At 46.9% G+C, this 18546-nt stretch carries 17 protein-coding genes and 1 other annotated feature; of the genes, 14 read left to right on the forward strand and 3 right to left on the reverse strand.

The window, feature by feature from the left end:
* Positions 1 to 6: 6 nt before the first annotated feature.
* The 3 genes from galE to AYR61_RS07900 all read left to right on the forward strand — a co-directional run bounded on the left by galE (position 7) and on the right by AYR61_RS07900 (position 3910).
* Positions 7 to 1011, forward strand: a complete 1005-nt coding sequence (galE, locus tag AYR61_RS07890; RefSeq protein WP_065902518.1) for a UDP-glucose 4-epimerase GalE — start codon at positions 7 to 9, stop codon at positions 1009 to 1011.
* A 2-nt stretch (positions 1012 to 1013) separates the two neighbouring features.
* On the forward strand, positions 1014 to 2474 hold the full coding sequence (locus AYR61_RS07895; RefSeq protein ID WP_056987925.1) for a UDP-glucose--hexose-1-phosphate uridylyltransferase: 1461 nt from the start codon (positions 1014 to 1016) through the stop codon (positions 2472 to 2474).
* A gap of 440 nt (positions 2475 to 2914) precedes the next feature.
* On the forward strand, positions 2915 to 3910 hold the full coding sequence (locus AYR61_RS07900) for a LacI family DNA-binding transcriptional regulator (RefSeq protein WP_065902520.1): 996 nt from the start codon (positions 2915 to 2917) through the stop codon (positions 3908 to 3910).
* Between the two features lie 713 nt (positions 3911 to 4623).
* Here AYR61_RS07900 and AYR61_RS07905 read toward each other — a convergent pair.
* From AYR61_RS07905 to AYR61_RS07915, 3 genes are all read right to left on the reverse strand, one after another.
* A complete protein-coding gene (locus AYR61_RS07905) occupies positions 4624 to 6543 on the reverse strand; it encodes a M13 family metallopeptidase (protein WP_065902523.1) in 1920 nt (639 codons plus the stop codon).
* 449 nt (positions 6544 to 6992) lie between these two features.
* Positions 6993 to 7763, reverse strand: coding sequence for an ABC-2 family transporter permease (locus AYR61_RS07910; RefSeq protein ID WP_065902527.1), 771 nt, complete (start codon positions 7761 to 7763; stop codon positions 6993 to 6995).
* Positions 7756 to 8679 carry an ABC transporter ATP-binding protein gene (locus tag AYR61_RS07915; protein WP_056987927.1) on the reverse strand — a complete coding sequence of 308 codons (924 nt, stop codon included), beginning with the start codon at positions 8677 to 8679 and terminating at the stop codon, positions 7756 to 7758. Before AYR61_RS07915 ends, AYR61_RS07910 begins: the two co-directional genes overlap by 8 nt.
* A gap of 156 nt (positions 8680 to 8835) precedes the next feature.
* Between AYR61_RS07915 and AYR61_RS07920 the strand changes: the two genes are divergently transcribed.
* From AYR61_RS07920 to AYR61_RS07970, 11 genes are all read left to right on the forward strand, one after another.
* A complete protein-coding gene (locus AYR61_RS07920) occupies positions 8836 to 9513 on the forward strand; it encodes a response regulator transcription factor (protein ID WP_065902528.1) in 678 nt (225 codons plus the stop codon).
* Between the two features lie 217 nt (positions 9514 to 9730).
* Positions 9731 to 10627, forward strand: coding sequence for a sensor histidine kinase (locus tag AYR61_RS07925; protein WP_054712031.1), 897 nt, complete (start codon positions 9731 to 9733; stop codon positions 10625 to 10627).
* 384 nt (positions 10628 to 11011) lie between these two features.
* Positions 11012 to 12457: an MFS transporter gene (locus AYR61_RS07930; RefSeq protein WP_065902529.1), complete on the forward strand. Its 1446-nt coding sequence runs from the start codon at positions 11012 to 11014 to the stop codon at positions 12455 to 12457.
* 131 nt (positions 12458 to 12588) lie between these two features.
* On the forward strand, positions 12589 to 12819 hold the full coding sequence (locus tag AYR61_RS07935; RefSeq protein WP_225356465.1) for a type II toxin-antitoxin system HicA family toxin: 231 nt from the start codon (positions 12589 to 12591) through the stop codon (positions 12817 to 12819).
* The gene (locus AYR61_RS07940; protein WP_054712029.1) at positions 12806 to 13189 is read left to right on the forward strand and encodes a type II toxin-antitoxin system HicB family antitoxin; all 384 of its coding nucleotides are present in this window, start codon (positions 12806 to 12808) and stop codon (positions 13187 to 13189) included. The genes AYR61_RS07935 and AYR61_RS07940 overlap by 14 nt, the downstream gene beginning before the upstream one ends.
* 222 nt (positions 13190 to 13411) lie before the next feature.
* Positions 13412 to 13690 (forward strand) — a binding site (T-box leader).
* A gap of 54 nt (positions 13691 to 13744) precedes the next feature.
* Positions 13745 to 14224: a GAF domain-containing protein gene (locus AYR61_RS07945; RefSeq protein ID WP_065902530.1), complete on the forward strand. Its 480-nt coding sequence runs from the start codon at positions 13745 to 13747 to the stop codon at positions 14222 to 14224.
* Entirely contained in the window at positions 14225 to 15301 is a 1077-nt protein-coding gene (locus tag AYR61_RS07950) for a methionine ABC transporter ATP-binding protein (protein ID WP_065902532.1), read from the forward strand.
* On the forward strand, positions 15301 to 15978 hold the full coding sequence (locus tag AYR61_RS07955) for a methionine ABC transporter permease (RefSeq protein ID WP_054712025.1): 678 nt from the start codon (positions 15301 to 15303) through the stop codon (positions 15976 to 15978). The genes AYR61_RS07950 and AYR61_RS07955 overlap by 1 nt, the downstream gene beginning before the upstream one ends.
* 58 nt (positions 15979 to 16036) lie before the next feature.
* Positions 16037 to 16897 (forward strand): MetQ/NlpA family ABC transporter substrate-binding protein, encoded by an 861-nt coding sequence (locus AYR61_RS07960; protein ID WP_065902534.1) that lies wholly within the window; start codon positions 16037 to 16039, stop codon positions 16895 to 16897.
* Positions 16898 to 16947: 50 nt separating this feature from the next.
* Positions 16948 to 17421 carry an S-ribosylhomocysteine lyase gene (locus AYR61_RS07965; RefSeq protein ID WP_054712024.1) on the forward strand — a complete coding sequence of 158 codons (474 nt, stop codon included), beginning with the start codon at positions 16948 to 16950 and terminating at the stop codon, positions 17419 to 17421.
* A gap of 270 nt (positions 17422 to 17691) precedes the next feature.
* Positions 17692 to 18450 carry an acetoin reductase gene (locus AYR61_RS07970; RefSeq protein ID WP_083215523.1) on the forward strand — a complete coding sequence of 253 codons (759 nt, stop codon included), beginning with the start codon at positions 17692 to 17694 and terminating at the stop codon, positions 18448 to 18450.
* Positions 18451 to 18546 lie beyond the last annotated feature (96 nt).

Raw genomic sequence — 18546 nt, forward strand, 5'->3', positions numbered from 1 at the left:
ACTTACATGACTGTTGTTGTATTAGGTGGTGCCGGTTATATTGGCTCCCACACCGTTGATCGTTTAGTTGAAAAAGGGTATGACGTTGCTGTGATCGATAGTTTGATTACTGGGCACCGTGCTACTGTGAACCCGAAAGCGCGGTTTTACCAAGGGGACATTCGCGACCGTGGCTTCTTAGACCGCGTTTTTGGCACTGAGAAAAACGTTGAAGGCGTTATTCATTTCGCTGCCTTCTCCATCGTGCCAGAATCGATGGAAAACCCGTTGAAGTACTTTGATAACAACACTGGTGGCATGATCACTTTGTTGGAAGCCATGAAGGATCACGACATTAAGCGGATCATCTTCTCAAGTACCGCTGCAACCTATGGCGAACCTAAGCAGATTCCTATCAAGGAAACGGATCCGCAGATTCCTACCAACCCGTATGGCGAATCAAAGCTCTGCATGGAAAAAATTATCAAGTGGGCTGACAAGTCATACGGTATCAAGTTTGTGACGCTGCGCTACTTTAACGTTGCCGGTGCTAAGGACGACGGTTCCATTGGTGAAGACCACCATCCAGAAACCCACTTGGTCCCAATTATTCTCCAAGTGGCTGCTGGTGAACGTGACGGGTTGAAGATCTTCGGGACCGACTACCCAACTAAGGATGGAACCAATGTTCGTGACTATGTCCACGTGATGGATTTGGCCGACGCACACATTTTGGCTCTTGAATACCTCAAGGACGGTCATGACAGTGACGCCTTTAACTTGGGCTCTTCAACTGGATTCTCCAACAAGGAAATCTTGGAAGCTGCTCGGAAGGCCACTGGCCAACCCATTCCTGCCGAAGATGCTCCTCGGCGGGCTGGTGACCCAAGCACCTTGATTGCTGCTTCAGACAAGGCCCGTAAGATTCTGGGCTGGAAGCCACAGTATGATGACGTGGAAGAAATTATCCGAACTGCTTGGAACTGGAAGCAGAGTCATCCAAAGGGTTACAACGATCGGGGTGAAGCCTAGTCATGTCTAAAACAGTTGATCAATTCGTGGATGCAATCATTGACAGCGGCACCTATCAACCGCTGGATCGCATTTACGTGACAAATAAGGTCCTTGGCTTTGTGGGCGATGCCCAAGCCGTTGACGCCAAGAGTGACGACCTGTTAGACGTGCTCGATGCGTTGCTTGAAACAGCCGTTCAGAATGGCAAAATTGAAGACAGTCAAACGGACAAGGATATCCTTGAAGCCCAACTGACTGATTTAATGACGCCAACGCCAGCCAACATTAATGCCAAATTTTGGAACAAGTACAACAACAGTCCAGAAGAAGCCACTGACTACTTCTACGATTTGAGTCGTAAGAATGATTATATTAAGACCCGTGCGATTGCGAAGAACATCGTCTTTGACGCGCCAACTGACTTTGGTGATCTGGAAATCACGATCAATTTATCCAAGCCTGAAAAGGATCCGAAGGCCATCGCGGCCGCTCGGAACCAGAAGACTAACACTTACCCGTTAAGTCAGCTGGCCATTGAAAACGAAGGTTATCTAGGGCGGTTAGGCTATCCGGCGCGTTCCAATCACCGGGTTATTCGGATGACGCTTGGCGGCGAACCCTGGGGTTTCCAGTATTCGCCATACGCTTACTTCAGTGAGCATGCCATCTTCTTGTTGGCAGCTCACCGACCAATGGCTATCACACAGCGGACGTTTACGAACCTGCTGGAGATCGTGCACACGTTCCCACACTATTTTGTGGGGAGTAATGCTGACCTGCCAATCGTTGGCGGCTCTATGCTGGCGCAGGACCACTATCAGGGTGGTCGCCACCAGTTCCCAATGATGAAGGCCCCCGTTGCGCGCGAGATTACCTTGCCCGGTTTTGACGACGTGGATGCCGGAATCGTGAAATGGCCAATGTCCACGATTCGCCTGACTGGGGACACCCCAGATTCACTGATCAATGCCGCCAACCTGATTGCGGAATCCTGGAAACAGTATTCTGACGAAACCGTTGATGTGCGCGCCTTTACGGATGGGAAACGGCATCATACGGTGACGCCGATTGCCTACCGCAAGGGTGATCAATTCGTGCTGGATATCGTTTTACGGGATAACCAAACCTCTGACCAATATCCAGACGGCATTTTCCATCCACATCAGGATGTGCAACACATTAAAAAGGAAAACATCGGTCTCATTGAAGTCATGGGACGTGCCATTTTACCGGCACGACTGAAGACTGAAATGCAGGAAGTTAAAAAGTACGTTCTTGATCAACCTAATGAGATGAAGGACTACCACAAGGCTTGGGCTGATGACCTTAAGGCAACTAACGACTTTACAGCTGATAACGCTGATCAAATTATTGATCAAGCCATCGGGAAAGTCTTTGCGCGGGTGTTGCAAGATGCTGGCGTGTTCAAGCAGACCGCCGACGGTGAAGCCGCATTTGACCGGTTTATTGCACAGTTATAACAGTCTTTATCTGTCGTTTTGACAGGTGGTAGCTCGTGGGCGATGGTCTGCGGGCTATTGTTGTGAGGGTGTTTTGATGGTTGACGTAAGGGCTTCCATGCGACACAATGGTGATGTAAATATGTATGGAAGGGTAGATATGAGAGATGTCTCGGTTTGAGGGTCTCTCTTATCTAGCCGAAACGTGTTCAGCAGGGCACGGGGCTACTGCGTAAGGTACTCTGGCCAAAAAAGTCAGGCCCGGACTTTTTCGACCAGAGTACCTTACGCTCCGCCCCTAACCGCCCTACTTCACACTCTATCGAAACGTGCTCAGCAAGGCTGAGGGCTACTGCATAAGCTAACTATGACAAAAAATCCAAGCCCGGGATTTTCCGTCATAGTTAGCTTATGCTCCGCCCTCAAACCGCCTTGCTTCACACTCTAGGAGGGGGCTCCCCATGAAAGTCACACTTAAAGATATTGCACAAAAAGCGGGTGTTTCCTTATCCACTGTTTCTCGGGTACTGAACTACGACACCACGCTTTCGGTGAGCGACGACACTCGGCAACGGATCTTTGAAATTGCTGAAGAGTTGAACTACACCAAGATCAAACGGTCACCGAAGAATCCTGAGGTGCATCGAATCGCTGTCGTTCAGTGGTATTCAGAGAACAAGGAAATGGATGATCTCTATTACATGGCCATTCGCATGGGTATTGAAAAGCGCAGCCAAGAGTTGCAGATTCAGACCACACCCGTTTTTCAAAACCAAGTCTCTGAAATTAGCCAGGATGTTGACGGCATCATCGCCGTTGGTAAGTACAGCGAAGACCAGGTCAGTCAGCTATCAGAGTTGACAAATAATCTGATGTTCGTTGACTGGAGCGAAATTGGCCGCGGCTTTGACAGCGTTGTGACTGACTTTAAAACACCGGTGACAGCAGCGTTACAGCTATTATTAGCGCAAAGTGATGAAGTTGGAATCATTTACGGGTCAGAATACACAACTGACCGCAAGCTAAAGATTCCAGATCCAAGATATAGCATTTATAAACGCCTCATGACGAGTTCTAGCAAGTATAACGACAAGCTGGTATTCCAGGGCAACTACACAAATCAATCGGGCTATGACCTGATGCAGCAAGCCATTCGCGAATTAGGTGATGACTTACCACACGCGTTCTTTATCAGTAACGACCCAATGGCAATCGGTGCTTTGAAAGCACTGGGCGAGGCTAATATCGACGTGCCGGAACGGGTAAGCTGTTTTAGCTTTAACGACACCTCAGTGGCAAAGTACGTCTATCCAGAACTAAGCGCAGTCCATGTATACACGGACCAAATGGGTGTCACGGCTGTGGATATGATGAAGTCAAGGTTGGATGACGGGAGAGACGTCCCGTTGAAGACCGTGGTTGCGACGACTTTGATGAAGAGGAAGAGTACAAGGTAGAGTGTGGAAGCAGGCTCCGCCCTCTGCCTGCTGGAACACGTTTCAGCTATGATGCCAAGAAAAGTAGTAGCCATAAGCACTGTGCAACTAGCCCAAACAGGCTTACATGCAGGTCTTTGCTTCCTGGAACACGTTTCGGCTATGACGACAAGAAAGTCGTAGCCATAAGCAATATGCAACAGGCCAGAGTTGGCTTACATGCAATTCCTTGCTTCCTGGAACACGTTTCAGCTATGACGACAAAAAAGCCGTAGCCATAAGCACTATGCAACTAGCCCAAACAGGCTTACATGCAGTTCCTTGCTTCCTGGAACACGTTTCGGCTATGACGACAAGAAAGCCGTAGCCATGAGCAATATGCAGCAGGCCAGAGTTGGTTTACATGCAGTTCCTTGCCTTCTAGAACACGTTTCAGTGATGATGCCAAGAAAGCCACAACCACAACGCAGCAAAACATCAAAACCAAAAAAAGCGTTCAAACAGCCCCACAACATCGTCATCAAGTACCCAAGTTAATGCTTTCAACAAAAATATTAACTTTCCTAACCAAACGAGGCTCATTGACAATGTGAGTGCTGCCTAAACTAAAAAACAGATCTTATTGTTCAAAAAATGAATAATAAGATCTGTTTTTCATTTACAAAAAAGAAAAACAGCCACCTAATCAAATTAAAGATCAGTTGGCTGTTTTACAGTTTCATGCGACTAATGAATTACCAGATCTTAACCCGATCCGCAGGTGCCTTATACATGGCATCCCCCTCAACAACGTCAAACGTGCTGAAGAAGTCATCCAAATTCTGAACCTGGACGTTTGCCCGCAACTTAGCAGGGGAGTGAACATCAATGGATAACAGAAGCTGTTCGCGTTCCTTGGTTGCTTTTGAACGCCAAATTGTGGCCCAGTTGATAAAGAAGGCTTTTAGGTCAACATCGGGTTCGCCCTTTGCGGCTTCCAGCGCGCAGCTCAACCCGCCGCCATCAGCGATGTTTTCGGAAACAGTCAGTTTACCATTTACCTTTTGCCCAGCGTATGGCAGGCCGTCGAACTCATCGATCATGTTTTGTGCAAGATCTTTGAAATGCGCGTTGTCTTCTTCAGTCCACCAGTTGTTCAAATTACCGTATTCGTCAAACAACGATCCGTTGTTATCAAAGGCATGAGAAATTTCGTGGGCGATAACGGCACCGATACCACCGAAGTTCTCGCTGGACGATTGGTTCAGACTGTAGAACGGTGCTTGAAGAATCGCAGCTGGGAAGACGATGATGTTGTGGAATGGGTGGAAGTAAGCGTTGACCGTGTTAGCGCTCATTTCCCAGCGGGTGCGGTCGACCGGTTGGTTCCATTTCGAAAATTCGTCTTCGTTACGGATGCGGGTAAAAGTCATGATGTTGCTGAGCAGCGAACCGCCGTCTTCTGCAGTGGTGACTTTAAATTTCGAATACAGTGGGGTGATGGTGTCGGGGTAACCAACTTGAATGCCCAGTTTATCCAGTTTTAATACCGCCTTGTCACGGGTGGCTTTACCCAGCCAAGTGTTGTTGGCCAGCCGTTTCTTATAGACGTTGACCATCTTAACGACCATGTTGTGAACGTCCTTTTTGGCTGCCTCGCCAAAGTATTTGCGGCCGTAGTAGTCGCCGACAACTTGGTCAAACACGCCGGTAGCGAGGTCGTAGGCGGCCTTTTCTTGGGAGCGCGCTTCCTTGCGACCGGAGAGTGCCCGACCAAAGATGGTGCTTGTTTGACGGAAATCTTCGGTTAAGTAAGACGATAATCCGGAAACGGTCTTCACCAGCAACCAACTCTTCATGAGTGGGAAGTTGGCGTCAGTGAGCAGGTCGTTCAAGGCATCAAAGTACGCTGGTTCTGGCGTGATAATGACGTCTGGCGTGCCCTTCACTAAGGTCATAATTGCAGCCTTCAAATCAAGCTTATCCGTGCTGCCGGCAATGTCATCCAAACTGCGTGGATTGTACATCTTGCTGTAGTCCGCGCCTTCTTCAGCAGATTTCACGTGTGGCGCAATCAGGCGGTCGAACTGTTCAGCCTGATCGATGATCGTTTTTGCTTCATCGTCACCGTACCCGGCCAACTTAAAGAGTTGGGTCATCATGTCGGTGAATATTGGCATTAATTGAGCAGCGGCTTGGTTGCCTTCAGCGTAGTAGGTCTTGTCAGGCAGAAACAGAGAAGGACCACTCGCAAACAGCGCGTAAGTTGTGGAGTTTTTCATGTCAGAATCGATGTCAAATGAAAATGGCGTTGGCAGCCCGGTCAGGATCCAGTCAGCCAGTTGGTCACTGAGATCCTGATAGTTGGTCAATTTAGTGATGCGGTCAATGAACGGCTTCAATGGTGCGGCGCCGTCTTTTTCCCGTTTTGCAAAGTTCGTCGTCAACGCGTAGAATTTCTTGAATTCAGTTTGTTCAGGATTGGTGGGTTGTAAGTTGCCTTTGAGCAACTCATCAAAGTCGCTCATCAGCGTTTTTTCAATGTTGTCAGCGAGATCTGTAAAACCGCCAGTGGTGGAGTGGTCAGCGGGAATCACGGCCGTTTTCAGCCAGTCACCGTTGACTGCGTCGTACAGATCCGTTTTGATCTTAGTTTCATCAATTGTGTTTGCCATGCAGATACCTCCAGAATTTTCAGTTACGGTTATTATACCGCTTTGATTGGGGTTACCCAATTGATTGTATGCACAAAGTTGCGCGATGAGGCCGCTGAAAATAAAGCGAACCTAACTTTTAGTACGCTATAATGGTATATACCTATTTGAAATTTTAAATAAACAATGTTTATCAGGGTTAAGAAAACATCATGAGTGGTATCCGAATGGTTATACTCTCACAGTTGCCATGGACGTTATAGTGGATTTAATTGACTTGCTTTAGCTTATTAAGTAGGCCAATGATAATGAAAGGACGGTTCGACCGTTCGCTAGCACAGGTATTGCCGAACGCTAGTTATTAAAAAGACATTTCAAAATTATCCGATTTTGAAATGTCTTTTTGTTTATCTCAATTACAGGTTAAGGTATTAACGGATAGAACCTTTATAAAGTTAAAAGGCCCAGCATTAAAGTTCTTTTCGCTGAATCAATCCCAGCGACAGCAAGAAGCAAACAGCTAGAATTGCTATACTGACCCAAGCATATGGCCAAAATTGACTCACAGTGATCTGTCCGACACTGATCTTGACCGTGGTTGAGAAAAAGTTGATATATTTCAACCAGTGCCAGTGTGCGACAGCCGCAATGATGGAAACGGCCAACGGGAAGATGACAATAAACGCGGCACTGCCGATCTGTGACCCCGTTAAAATAAGCAACACCACCGCCATCCCGAAGACCACGCTGATGAAGAAGGTCGTGATGCCGACCGTTGCCAGCGTTGTTGATAAGAGGTGCCCCCAGCTAGTGCCTAGCTTACGGCCCATTGCCAGCCCAACGAGAATGCCGAAGACGTAGTAGGCGAGAATTTGCAGCAGGATATCTACAAGCATCGTAATGTATTTGGCGACAATGAACCCCGAACGGGAGATACCTGAAATGAGCGTGTTTTTATAGGTTTCCTGACTAAATTCATACCCGATCACCATCACGAAAATACTGATAAACGCGTACATCAGAATGCTGGCACCAATCGTCATGGCGCGGACGCCTGAGAGAACCGTCCACGTCCCACTCGCGAGTTGGGCAAGGGTGTCCTCGGGTGCACTAACCATCACGCCGCCAACGGATTTAAAATAGATCGTGACGAAACTGTAGATCAAAACTAAAACGAGTAAGAGATAATGGCCGATCGTGTGCGTTTGTCGGTAGAAATCAGCTCGTAATTGATTAAGCATGCTGGCCGCCTCCTTGCGTCTTGAGTAGATCGGTGTAATATTCCTCCAAGGAGCCCTCCTGGCGGGTGATATTCTTAACTGCGACCCCCGCAATCACCAGTTCTTGATTGAGTTTCGCAGTGTCTACTGAAAGGTCATGGACCAGGATGCGAGCATCATCTAAAACGGTGAACGGTTGGATATTTGAACTGTCTAACAACTCGGCTGCTAATTTGACATCATCCACCGTGAGTAGGATGCCTGATCTATTCTCCTTGTCCAGGTCTTCCTTGGTCACTTCTTTAATAAACTGACCGTGAGAAATGAAGCCAAACTTCGTTGAGACTTGATATAACTCTGTCAAAATATGGCTGGAAATCAAAATGGTGGTGTTCTGTTCGCGATTCAGTTTCTTCAGGAGTTCCCGAAAAGCCATGATGCCAGAAGGATCCAACCCATTGATGGGCTCATCTAATACCAAAAAATCGGGTTGCGAGAGTAATGCCAGTGCTAACCCCAAACGTTGCCGCTGCCCTAATGAGAGCTTACTGGCTTTCGTTGTTGCCTTTTCATCTAAACCAACGAAGTGAATGTTGTCCGTAATCACTTGCTTATCCTGAATCCCGTGTTGAATGGCGGCCAGCGTTAAATTTTGTTTAACCGTCAACTTCTTAAATGCAGCAGGTGTCTCGATGGCGGCGCCGACGTGCTTCAGTGCCTGCTGATAATGCGGTGCCTGTTCTCCTAATAGTGTAATACTGCCGCTGTTAAGCGGTGAGAGGTGCGTGATCAGCCGCATAATGGTTGTTTTACCGGCGCCGTTTTCGCCGATGAGCCCGTAAATATCCCCACGATTTACGGTGAATGACACATCGTTTAGTGCCTGAAAACGACCAAATTGTTTACTGACGTGTTGTAATTTTAAAATGGTGTCCATTGCGTGTCGCCCCTTTCTTGTGATTATCATAACGAATCTTTCTTAACTAGTGCCATAAGTAATCCTTAATTAATCCTTAATTAATCCTAAATTAATCCTAAATTGTGATGGCGGCATGTAAGCGGTAAAATAGAGGTAAAGAAGGAGGGGACTGCCATGCCGACCGCAACGATTCTAATTGTTGAAGATCACGACGATATTCGCACCTTATTGAAGGACGTATTGGCGCCAATGTACACGATTGCTGAGGCGGCAGACGGCGTCAAAGCCCTCTCACAATTCAATGCCACTCACCCAGATTTAATCATTCTTGATCTCATGTTGCCAGGCATCATGGGGGAGAGTGTGTTGAAGACACTGCGGCAGATAACGCAGGTGCCAGTCCTTGTCCTCACAGCGATTCAGGATAAACAAAAGATCGTTGACCTGTTAGAAGAGGGTGCGAATGATTATCTGACAAAGCCGTTCGATATCGATGAATTAGTTGCGCGTGTAAAGGTCCAGCTGCGGCAAGTGCCGGCGCAACAATCGAGTAGTACGACACTTACTTGTGGATTAGTGAGCGTGAATCAGGATACCCATGAAATACTGGTAGCGGGAAAACGGTTAACACTGCCGAAGAAAGAGTTTGAGCTGTTAACGATTCTGATGCGCCACCCACATCAGGTGTATCAAAAAGAGCAGTTGTACGAAACGGTGTGGGGCGAACCCTATGTCAACGGTGATAACACCATGAACGTGCATTTGAGCAACCTCAGGACAAAGATCAATAACTTGTCGCCGGATGCGCAGTATGTGAATTCGATTTGGGGGATTGGGGTGAGATTTGATTAAGAGCGTGGAACAAGGCGGGGTAGGGGCGGTGTGTAACGGACTCTGGGCTAAAAGTCCGGGCCTGACTTTTAGCCCAGAGTCCGTTACACGTTAGCCCCGTGCCTTGTGGAACGCGTTTCGGCACTGTTGCTAAGAAAGAGATCCTGGAACGTATGTCGGCTAGCTATCAAGAAAGCCATAACCCACAATTCAAAAAACACAAGGAGCATGAACGAGAATGACCATTCTATTATACATACTCATCGTTATCCTACTGGGCATTATTGCGCTGCTAATGACCGAAATTCACCGGATCACCAAGGAACTCACCTTCATCAACGCTCACGAAACAAACGGATACGTCACGTCAAACACTGCCTTGCCAATCATTAAACACCTAGTTACTGCCAGCAATCACAGCCTCAAAGTGAGTCGTGATCTCCAACAGCACCAAGCCCAGCAAGAAGCTGAAGTGCAGCGGATGCTGACTAATTTGACGCATGACATTAAGACCCCTCTGACCGTTTCAATGGGGTACGTGCAGTTGTTGTCTAAGGATGTGTCGCCCCAGCATCAGCCACAGTTGCAGCGGATCAGCCGCAACTTGGCGTCGGTTAATTACTATTTGCGGTATCTGATGGATTTTAATTTGATGCAGGAAAAGAGTACAACACTGACGGTTAAGCCGGTCAACGTGTCACAATTATTGGAAAATGAATTGTTTGATTACTATGATGAATTGACGAAACGACAGTTGGTTGTGACACCCGATATTGCGCCGAATGTGACGATTCCAACGGATGCTACCTTGCTGACGCGAGTCTTTCAAAATTTAATCGGCAATATTTTAAAATATGCTTCAGGACAGGTGGCTGTTAGTCTCAGTCAAGTGGATGGTAGTCACTATCACCTTGTTTTTGCAAACCAGGGAAAGCACTTGCCAGAACATCCTGATGAGTTGCTGAACCGGTTCTATACCGCAGATGAGTCACGCACCAATCAGAGTGTTGGCCTGGGATTCAGTATTGTGCAGTCGCTGGTGACCACGTTAGGCGGCCGGTTGCAGTTAGCCACTGAGGACGACTGGTTTAAGGTGACCGTGGTGTTAAAACCGTTGCAAGAAATCAAAAAATAAGTGTTGACTTGTTTTGAGCGAGCGACTATAGTATGCACTTGTGTTCAGAGTGAACGTCCTGCTTGATAGGGCGTGTTTATGAAAATAGAATCAATGCGCAATTTAGTTTTACTGGGTGTCGCTTGCGATGCACAGTAGTCATGTCTAAATTGAGATGTATCTGATGATCAGTTGTTTAGTTAGTCGTACCAATGACAAACTAAATAGGCTTATTTGGTCAGCCGATGCATCGTTTAGTTTGACTGCTGCGTTGACGCCACCCATTAAACACCAACAGCGTGAACCAGACGATACACCGGTTGATGAGGCCGTAACTGTCAAGATACGCCACCTCATAAACCCATCAACTCTCACGAAAATTCTCAACATAAGAGGGGTATCGTCATGGCAACTGAGTCTTATTTAAAGAATCAAACTGTACAAAAATACCGGTGGCTGATTTTAGTAGCTACCGGTCTCTTTACGTTTATGTCAACGCTGGACTCCAGCATTGTGAACGTGGCACTGCCGGTCATTAGCCGGGATCTGAAAGTCCAAATGAACCGGGCAGAGTGGGTCGTTTCAATCTATTTGATTGTCATTTGTGCGTTATTGTTATTATTTGGTAAATTGGGCGATTCACTTGGCAAAGTCCGGGTCTTTAAACTCGGGACTTACCTGTTCGTGATCGGCTCGTTTATGGCTGGCTTTAAGTGGAGTTTCGCCCTGTTGCTAGCTGCCCGGGTTATTCAGGCGCTGGGCGCTTCAATGACCATGGCAACCAGCAACGGTATCGTTTCCGAAGTCTTTCCCTTGGCTGAACGCGGTCGGGCATTAGGTATGATTGGCTCGTTTGTTGCGCTCGGTTCAATTACGGGACCCGGTGTCGGGGGTATCGTGCTGGCGCATTTTAGCTGGGGCTTTATCTTCTGGATCAACGTGCCCGTTGGCATTATCACGATTTTGATTGGGCACTTTGTGTTGCCGAAGGATCTCACACAGTCCCATGAGGCTATTGATCGAAGCGGCGTCACCAGTATGGCATTGCTAGTCGTCACGTTCTTCACAGCTATTTTTCTGGCTCAGGAATATGGGTATCGCTACCGGCCAGTTATCGTGTTATTTGCCATTGCAGCGGTGACGGCCATTTGGTTCGGTATCACAGAAACGCATCAAACAAAGCCGCTATTGTCATTTGCACTGTTTAAGAATAGTGCGTTTTCGGTCAGTTTACTTTGCGGGTTCCTGATTTTTATTAACAACTTCTTCTATACGGCCATCACGCCGTTCTACCTTGAAAATGCGCGGGCACTGAGTCCAAACGATGCCGGGTATATCTTGATGATCTCGCCAATCGTGCAAGTCGTAGTTGCCCCGATTGCCGGTAGTCTATCGGACCGGATCGGACCTGAAAAAATTACGTTGATTGGCCTGTGCTGCATTCTGTTGACCCAGGTTGGGTTCATGACAACGACAATGAGCACACCGTTTTGGCTGTTTGCGGCTAACATTGCGCTCCTGGGTCTTGGCAACGGATCCTTTCAGGCGCCGAACAACACGATCGTTATGAATGCGGTTGAACCCAAGGATTTGGGTGTTGCCGGTGGGATGAACGCGCTTGCCAGAAATCTAGGGATGGTCATTGGAATCGCCATTTCAACGTCAGTCCTATTTGCTGGGATGAGTCATAAAATTGGCCACCATGTCACCACCTACATTTACGGCCGGCCGGACATCTTCATCTATGGGATGCACGTTGCCTTTGCGGTTGCCATCGGTATTTGTGGCTTGGCTACGCTGATTACGTTGTACCGAGTGATTGCGGCTGAAGTGGTTAAACGTCGGGCTTAAACAATCAATTATAGAAATCCAAAGTAGTCTGCTGACTTGCAGGTTACTTTGGATTTTTTTCGTTGACACTCATTTTTTTGCGTAGTTAACAAGAGACACATAAATTGATTAATACACATAAAATGTGTATTATGAAGATCAGAAAAATGATCATGAAAACTAGAGAAATCATTAGGTTATTGCATCAGAATGGGTTTATTGAAGAATCTGAAAATGACTCATCGCATTTAAAGTTGCATAATCCATTTACAAATACGACTGTAATGGTACCGAGACATGCTCAGAAACTCGGTAAGGGATCAGAGCGCGCTATTTTGAAAGAGGCAGGTTTGAAAAAGGAGAAAAATCATGAAGAAAGATAATGTTTTATATCCAGTAGTTTTAAAACCAGATAATCAATTTATTTTTGTTCGGGTACCGGATTTAGAAGGTGGGTATACTCAGGGAAACGATACGTTTGATGCAATTGAAATGGCTGAAGACCTTATAGGCAATTTACTTGAGAATACAACCTCCTACCCAAAACCCTCGGAACCATCAGATATTTCCTTGAAAAAGGATGAAAAATTAGTCTATGTAACTGTTGATTTAGCGGCCTTTAGACGCAAATTTTCCAAAACGATTCGTCGGAACGTGACGATTCCCGAGTATCTCAATCACATGGCGAACGATGAGAAAATCAATGTCTCACAAGTGTTGACTGAGGCACTTGAGGAAAAACTGGGCGTTTAAGAAAAAAATTGTGCACACTTGAATATTATTACAAAAATAATAAAAGCATCACTTTTTCCTACACAACCGAAATCAAGGCCTATAAATTGATATAAACCCACGCAGTTATCTTAAGAAAACCGGTTTCAAAATGAGTAAACTTTAACACGAACTCATATTTTTTTAATTTACCTGTTGACACGCGTTTCATTTCGACGCATAATGGTCACTGTTAAATTCATATGAGAAACTAACGAGAAGATGAGTAGATCAGTAATCATCCCGAGAGAGTTGCCGTTTGGTGCAAGGTAATGATGAGAGCTGATTGAAGATGGTCTTTTACATCGTTTCAGCGCTGAACTACGGCTAGGCGCTGGCGGGGACGCCCGTTACAGCGTTAGGGTATGCACAACAGTAAGTACTGATTTATTAAACCAGACTTTGTTTGGCGTACCCACGAGGAATGGCTCGCGAGGGTCGTTTAAACTAAGGTGGTAACGCGAAGGCATTTTCGTCCTTATCTAGAGATAGATATGGATGGAAATGCCTTTTTATTTTGGAAAGGGAGTGTCCCGAATGAGTGAGAAAACAGAACGGTACGAGTTATTAAAACAACAAGCGCAGGCATTGTTAACGGGACAATTTGATCTCGTCGCTAACATGAGTCACCTGGCGTCATTGATTTTTAATGAGTTGCCGCAATTGAACGGGACCTCGTTTTACCGGTTCAAAAATGATGAATTAATTCTTGGTCCCTTTCAGGGGAAGCCAGCCTGCATGCACATCGCGGTTGGCAAAGGGGTCTGCGGCACGGTTGCTGCAACTAAGAAACCAGAAGTTGTCCCAAACGTTCACGAGTTTAGCGGGCACATTGCCTGTGACAGTGCCTCTAATTCCGAAGTCGTCGTTCCAATATTTAAAGACGGCAAGTTCTGGGGTGTCCTTGATTTAGATAGTCCGGAATACAATACGTTTGATGATGTTGATGCAAGTTATTTATCAGAAATTGCGCCGATCGTTTTCGGTGTTCAAGCAGAAATAGGAGGGCGGGCCTAGATGGCAGAAGAAGCGACTAACGTCATTGATTTACAACACATCAAGGTCACGTTTAAAAACAGCGGCAAGGACCTGAAAGCTGTCGATGATGTGAGCCTTCAAATCAAACAGGGCGATATTTATGGCATTATCGGCTATTCCGGCGCTGGAAAATCCACGCTGGTTCGGGTCATTAACCTCCTCCAGCAACCCAGTGATGGCAAGGTTGTCGTCAACGGTCAGGATCTGCGGGACTTAAAACCGGCACCATTGCGTGAAGCCCGCCAAAAAATCGGCATGATCTTCCAGCACTTTAATCTCATGAAGTCGCGAACCGTTTTGGGCAATGTTGAGTATCCGTTGCTGGGTAAGAAGATCAGTAAACAAGAGCGGCAGGAAAAGGCGCTCAACCTGTTGAAACGCGTTGGCTTGGAAGACTATGCCAATACTTATCCGCAGCGGTTATCCGGTGGTCAAAAGCAACGGGTTGCAATTGCCAGAGCGTTAGCCACTGAACCAGAAGTGCTCATTTCAGATGAAGCCACGAGTGCCCTGGATCCGAAAACGACGAAGGCGATTTTGGAGCTGTTGAAGAAACTCAACGATGAGCTCGGGTTGACCATCGTCTTGATCACTCATGAAATGCAGGTCATCAAATCCATCTGTCATAACGTGGCTGTCATGGATGAGGGCCGCATCATTGAACGGGGAACGGTTGCGAAGGTCTTTACGGATCCACAAGAGAAGTTGACGACCGACTTCGTTAAAACCTCGACGAACGTTAAGGCAGCCATTGACCGAATCACAACCGCGATTGATGTTGAGAAGTTACCGGCTAACCAGGAACTGGTTTACTTCAATTTTATTGGTAACGCAACGAAGCAAAGCATTCTATCCGAGTTATCGCAAACGTACCACGTGGCCGAGAACATTCTATTTGCGAACATTGACCAGATCGACGGTGAGAACGTCGGCTACATGATTGCCATTATTGAAGGCGAGCTGCCACCGTTCAACAAGGCGTTGGAAGATCTGCGGCCCCATGGTGTTAAAACACAGATTCTCAGTGGTAAGCCAGCAAAGGAGGGGGCGGAATAATGTTAGAAAAACTCATTCCAAACGTCCTCCAGATGAAGGGGCAGTTCGTGCAAGCCACGTGGGAGACGCTCTACATGACCTTTGGTTCAGCGATTATAGCGGTGGTGTTGGGGTTGCTCCTGGGAGTCTGTCTCGTGATTACCCAACCGGGCGGCATCCTGGAAGACGGGTTGACCTATTCCGTCTTGGATAAACTCACCAACCTGTTGCGGTCGATTCCATTTATCATTTTACTGGCGGTGATTTCACCATTAACTCAGTTCCTGATTGGGACGACCGTTGGGACGACCGCATCACTGGTGCCATTGATTGTCGGGATCTTCCCGTTCTATGCACGCCAGGTACAAAACGCGCTGTTGGATGTGGATCACGGCGTCATTGAAGCCGCGCAGTCCATGGGGTCAAGTCCCACCGCAATCATTTTCCGGGTCTATCTTCGTGAAGGTCTGGCAGATATCTTGCGGGTGTCCATCGTGACCATCATCAGTCTGATCGGGTTGACCACCATGGCCGGCGCCATCGGGTCTGGTGGCCTCGGAGACATCGCCATCAGCATCGGGTACGCCCGGTTTGAAAACGACGTCACCTTCGTCGCCATGATCATCATTTTGATTCTAGTCTTTGCGGTTCAGATCATCGGCGACCTGATTGTCAAAGCCGTTGAGCACAACGATTAATTTATTGGTAACAACACTTAAAAGAGATTACAGAGAAAGTTATTAGAGGTGGAGAAGTATGAAGAAGAGTTTTTGGTGGTTGATCGGCATTATTGTCGTCATCGTATTAGCAATTTTTGGGATTCATTCAGCAACCAGTCACAGTGCCAGTTCAACTAAAACGAGCACCATTACGATTGGCTCACAGGGGTCCGACTACGACATTTGGCAACACATTGCTAAGTCTAAGGATGCTAAAAATATGGGTCTGAAGATCAAGGTTAAGCAGATCACAGACGGGGTTCAGTTAAACAAGGCGACCGCTCAAGGCAACGTCGACGTGAACGCCTTCCAATCATGGTCATACTACCTGGCTTACAACAAGGAAAATAAGTCCAGCAAACTGGCTGCATTGGGCACCACATACTTGGAACCAATGGGAATCTACTCTAAGAAGTACAAGAGCGTAAAGGATATTCCCGATGGCGCAACGATCGCTATTGCGAACAACCCATCACAAGCTGCTCGTGGGTTGATTCTGTTACAAAAGGCTGGATTGATTAAGCTTGATAAAGACTTTGGTTACCTTGGCACTGTCAGTGATATCAAGAGTAACCCTAAGCACCTGAAGTTTAAGGAAATTGACGATACCACTGGTCCTCGGGTCATCAACAACGTTGACGCCGTGTTGATCTCAAACACGGTTGCGTTGGAAGGCCACTTACATGTGTTGACGGATTCCATCTACCACGAAAAGGTTGACCAATCTACGAAGGACAACATCAACATTTTGGCAACCGCTGCGAAGAACAAGAACAACAAAGCCTACAAGAAATTGGTTACCCTGTACCACAAGAAGGATATCCAATCCTATATCAAGAAGAAGTACTACGGCACTAAGATCGAAGTTAATAAGCCATTGTCATACTTTGACAACTAGGCAGTTTCAAGTCAGTTAAACACGATTAAATTAAAAGGAGATCATCAATTATGGCTAAAGTAGAAAGTTTCACCCTGGATCACACAAAGGTAAAGGCACCATACGTTCGCTTAATCACTGAAGAACACGGTGAAAAGGGCGACATCATCAGCAACTACGATCTGCGACTCGTTCAACCAAACGAAAACGCGATTCCTACAGCCGGTTTACACACCATTGAACACTTACTTGCTGGGTTATTACGTGACCGTCTTGATGGCGTTATCGATTGCTCACCGTTTGGTTGCCGGACTGGATTCCATTTAATCACTTGGGGCCAACATTCCACAACAGAAGTGGCTAAAGCTTTAAAGGGTGCCTTGGATGACATTGCCAACAAGATTACCTGGGATGATGTGCAAGGCACGGATAAGTACAGCTGTGGTAACTACCGGGACCACTCATTGTTCTCAGCTAAGGAATGGTCAAAGGACATTTTGGCAGAAGGTATTTCGGATGATCCGTTTAATCGGAATGTGGTTTAGAGAGCGCGGAACAAGGCGGTTAAAGGGGCAGAATGTAAGCAACTCTGGCAGAAATGCCCGAACTTGGCATTTTTGCCAGAGTTGCTTACATGGCCATGGCCGCCCCTTGCCTTGAGGAGCGCGTTTAGGCAAGGTGGCCAAGGAAGAAAGCACGAACGAACCTACACTGTGCGGTAGCTCGTCATCGTCATTATCTTTCGCTTTGTATAACGCGCCAATCCTAAGTTAATGTCAATCCCATACAAAACAACACCCCAGGAGGTATGCGAAATGAGTAAACTTGCAATCATTACTGGTGCCGGCCAAGGAATTGGCGAGGGCATCGCTCACCGATTAGTGAAGGACGGCTACGCTATTGCAGTGGCAGACATCAATGATGAAACGGCTGCGAAGGTGGCTGTTGATTTAACAAGTGAGGGCTATCAGGCGAAGGCATATCATGTTGATGTGGCGCACCGGGATGAGGTCTTTGCACTCGTTGAAAACGCAGTTGCAGATTTCGGTGATCTTGCATTGTACGTTAACAATGCTGGAATCGCCTTTATTGATAGTTTTGTAGATTCTGACCCTGACGATGTTGAACGATTATTGGATGTGAACCTCAAGGGGACTTATTGGGGTATCCAAGCCGCTGCTACCCAGTTTAAGAAACAGGGCAACGGTGGTCGAATCGTGAACGCAGCGTCGTTGGCAGGCTATGAAGCATCGGCTTTGCAAAGTGCTTATTCTGCCTCTAAATTTGGGATTCGTGGGTTGACCCAGTCGGCTGCCAAGGAGTTAGCAAAGGATAAAATTACAGTTAACGCCTATAACCCAGGCATCGTGCGAACGAAGATGCGTGACGCAATCGATGAAAAAACGGCAGCTATCAAGCACGAAACGGTCGCGGAACAACAGGCAAACTGCTTGGAAGAAATCGCAATCGGACGGGAAGCAACGCCAGCGGACGTAGCGGAAGTTGTGGCCTGTGTAGCACGTTTAGTCTCGAGGACAGAGAAGGACTACGTGAATAGGGCCTTTAACATGTAGATCACGAAAAAACTCTGAACCACAATCCTAAAAGATCAACTATCCAAAAAAACCACAATATACAAAAAGAGAGATACTCACATCGAGCATCTTCCT

Source organism: Secundilactobacillus paracollinoides, assembly GCF_001702155.1.
Taxonomy (GTDB): domain Bacteria; phylum Bacillota; class Bacilli; order Lactobacillales; family Lactobacillaceae; genus Secundilactobacillus; species Secundilactobacillus paracollinoides.

Excerpts from the sequence above, each read along its gene's own strand:
- AYR61_RS07940 (WP_054712029.1), top strand. The coding sequence starts at position 12,806 with ATGAAGAAAGATAATGTTTTATATCCAGTAGTTTTAAAACCAGATAAT.
- AYR61_RS07950 (WP_065902532.1), top strand. The coding sequence starts at position 14,225 with ATGGCAGAAGAAGCGACTAACGTCATTGATTTACAACACATCAAGGTC.
- AYR61_RS07900 (WP_065902520.1), top strand. The coding sequence starts at position 2,915 with ATGAAAGTCACACTTAAAGATATTGCACAAAAAGCGGGTGTTTCCTTA.
- AYR61_RS07895 (WP_056987925.1), top strand. The coding sequence starts at position 1,014 with ATGTCTAAAACAGTTGATCAATTCGTGGATGCAATCATTGACAGCGGC.
- AYR61_RS07910 (WP_065902527.1), bottom strand. The coding sequence starts at position 7,763 with ATGCTTAATCAATTACGAGCTGATTTCTACCGACAAACGCACACGATC.
- AYR61_RS07945 (WP_065902530.1), top strand. The coding sequence starts at position 13,745 with ATGAGTGAGAAAACAGAACGGTACGAGTTATTAAAACAACAAGCGCAG.
- AYR61_RS07935 (WP_225356465.1), top strand. The coding sequence starts at position 12,589 with ATGAAGATCAGAAAAATGATCATGAAAACTAGAGAAATCATTAGGTTA.
- AYR61_RS07925 (WP_054712031.1), top strand. The coding sequence starts at position 9,731 with ATGACCATTCTATTATACATACTCATCGTTATCCTACTGGGCATTATT.
- AYR61_RS07960 (WP_065902534.1), top strand. The coding sequence starts at position 16,037 with ATGAAGAAGAGTTTTTGGTGGTTGATCGGCATTATTGTCGTCATCGTA.
- AYR61_RS07915 (WP_056987927.1), bottom strand. The coding sequence starts at position 8,679 with ATGGACACCATTTTAAAATTACAACACGTCAGTAAACAATTTGGTCGT.
- AYR61_RS07970 (WP_083215523.1), top strand. The coding sequence starts at position 17,692 with ATGAGTAAACTTGCAATCATTACTGGTGCCGGCCAAGGAATTGGCGAG.
- galE (WP_065902518.1), top strand. The coding sequence starts at position 7 with ATGACTGTTGTTGTATTAGGTGGTGCCGGTTATATTGGCTCCCACACC.
- AYR61_RS07930 (WP_065902529.1), top strand. The coding sequence starts at position 11,012 with ATGGCAACTGAGTCTTATTTAAAGAATCAAACTGTACAAAAATACCGG.
- AYR61_RS07955 (WP_054712025.1), top strand. The coding sequence starts at position 15,301 with ATGTTAGAAAAACTCATTCCAAACGTCCTCCAGATGAAGGGGCAGTTC.
- AYR61_RS07965 (WP_054712024.1), top strand. The coding sequence starts at position 16,948 with ATGGCTAAAGTAGAAAGTTTCACCCTGGATCACACAAAGGTAAAGGCA.
- AYR61_RS07905 (WP_065902523.1), bottom strand. The coding sequence starts at position 6,543 with ATGGCAAACACAATTGATGAAACTAAGATCAAAACGGATCTGTACGAC.
- AYR61_RS07920 (WP_065902528.1), top strand. The coding sequence starts at position 8,836 with ATGCCGACCGCAACGATTCTAATTGTTGAAGATCACGACGATATTCGC.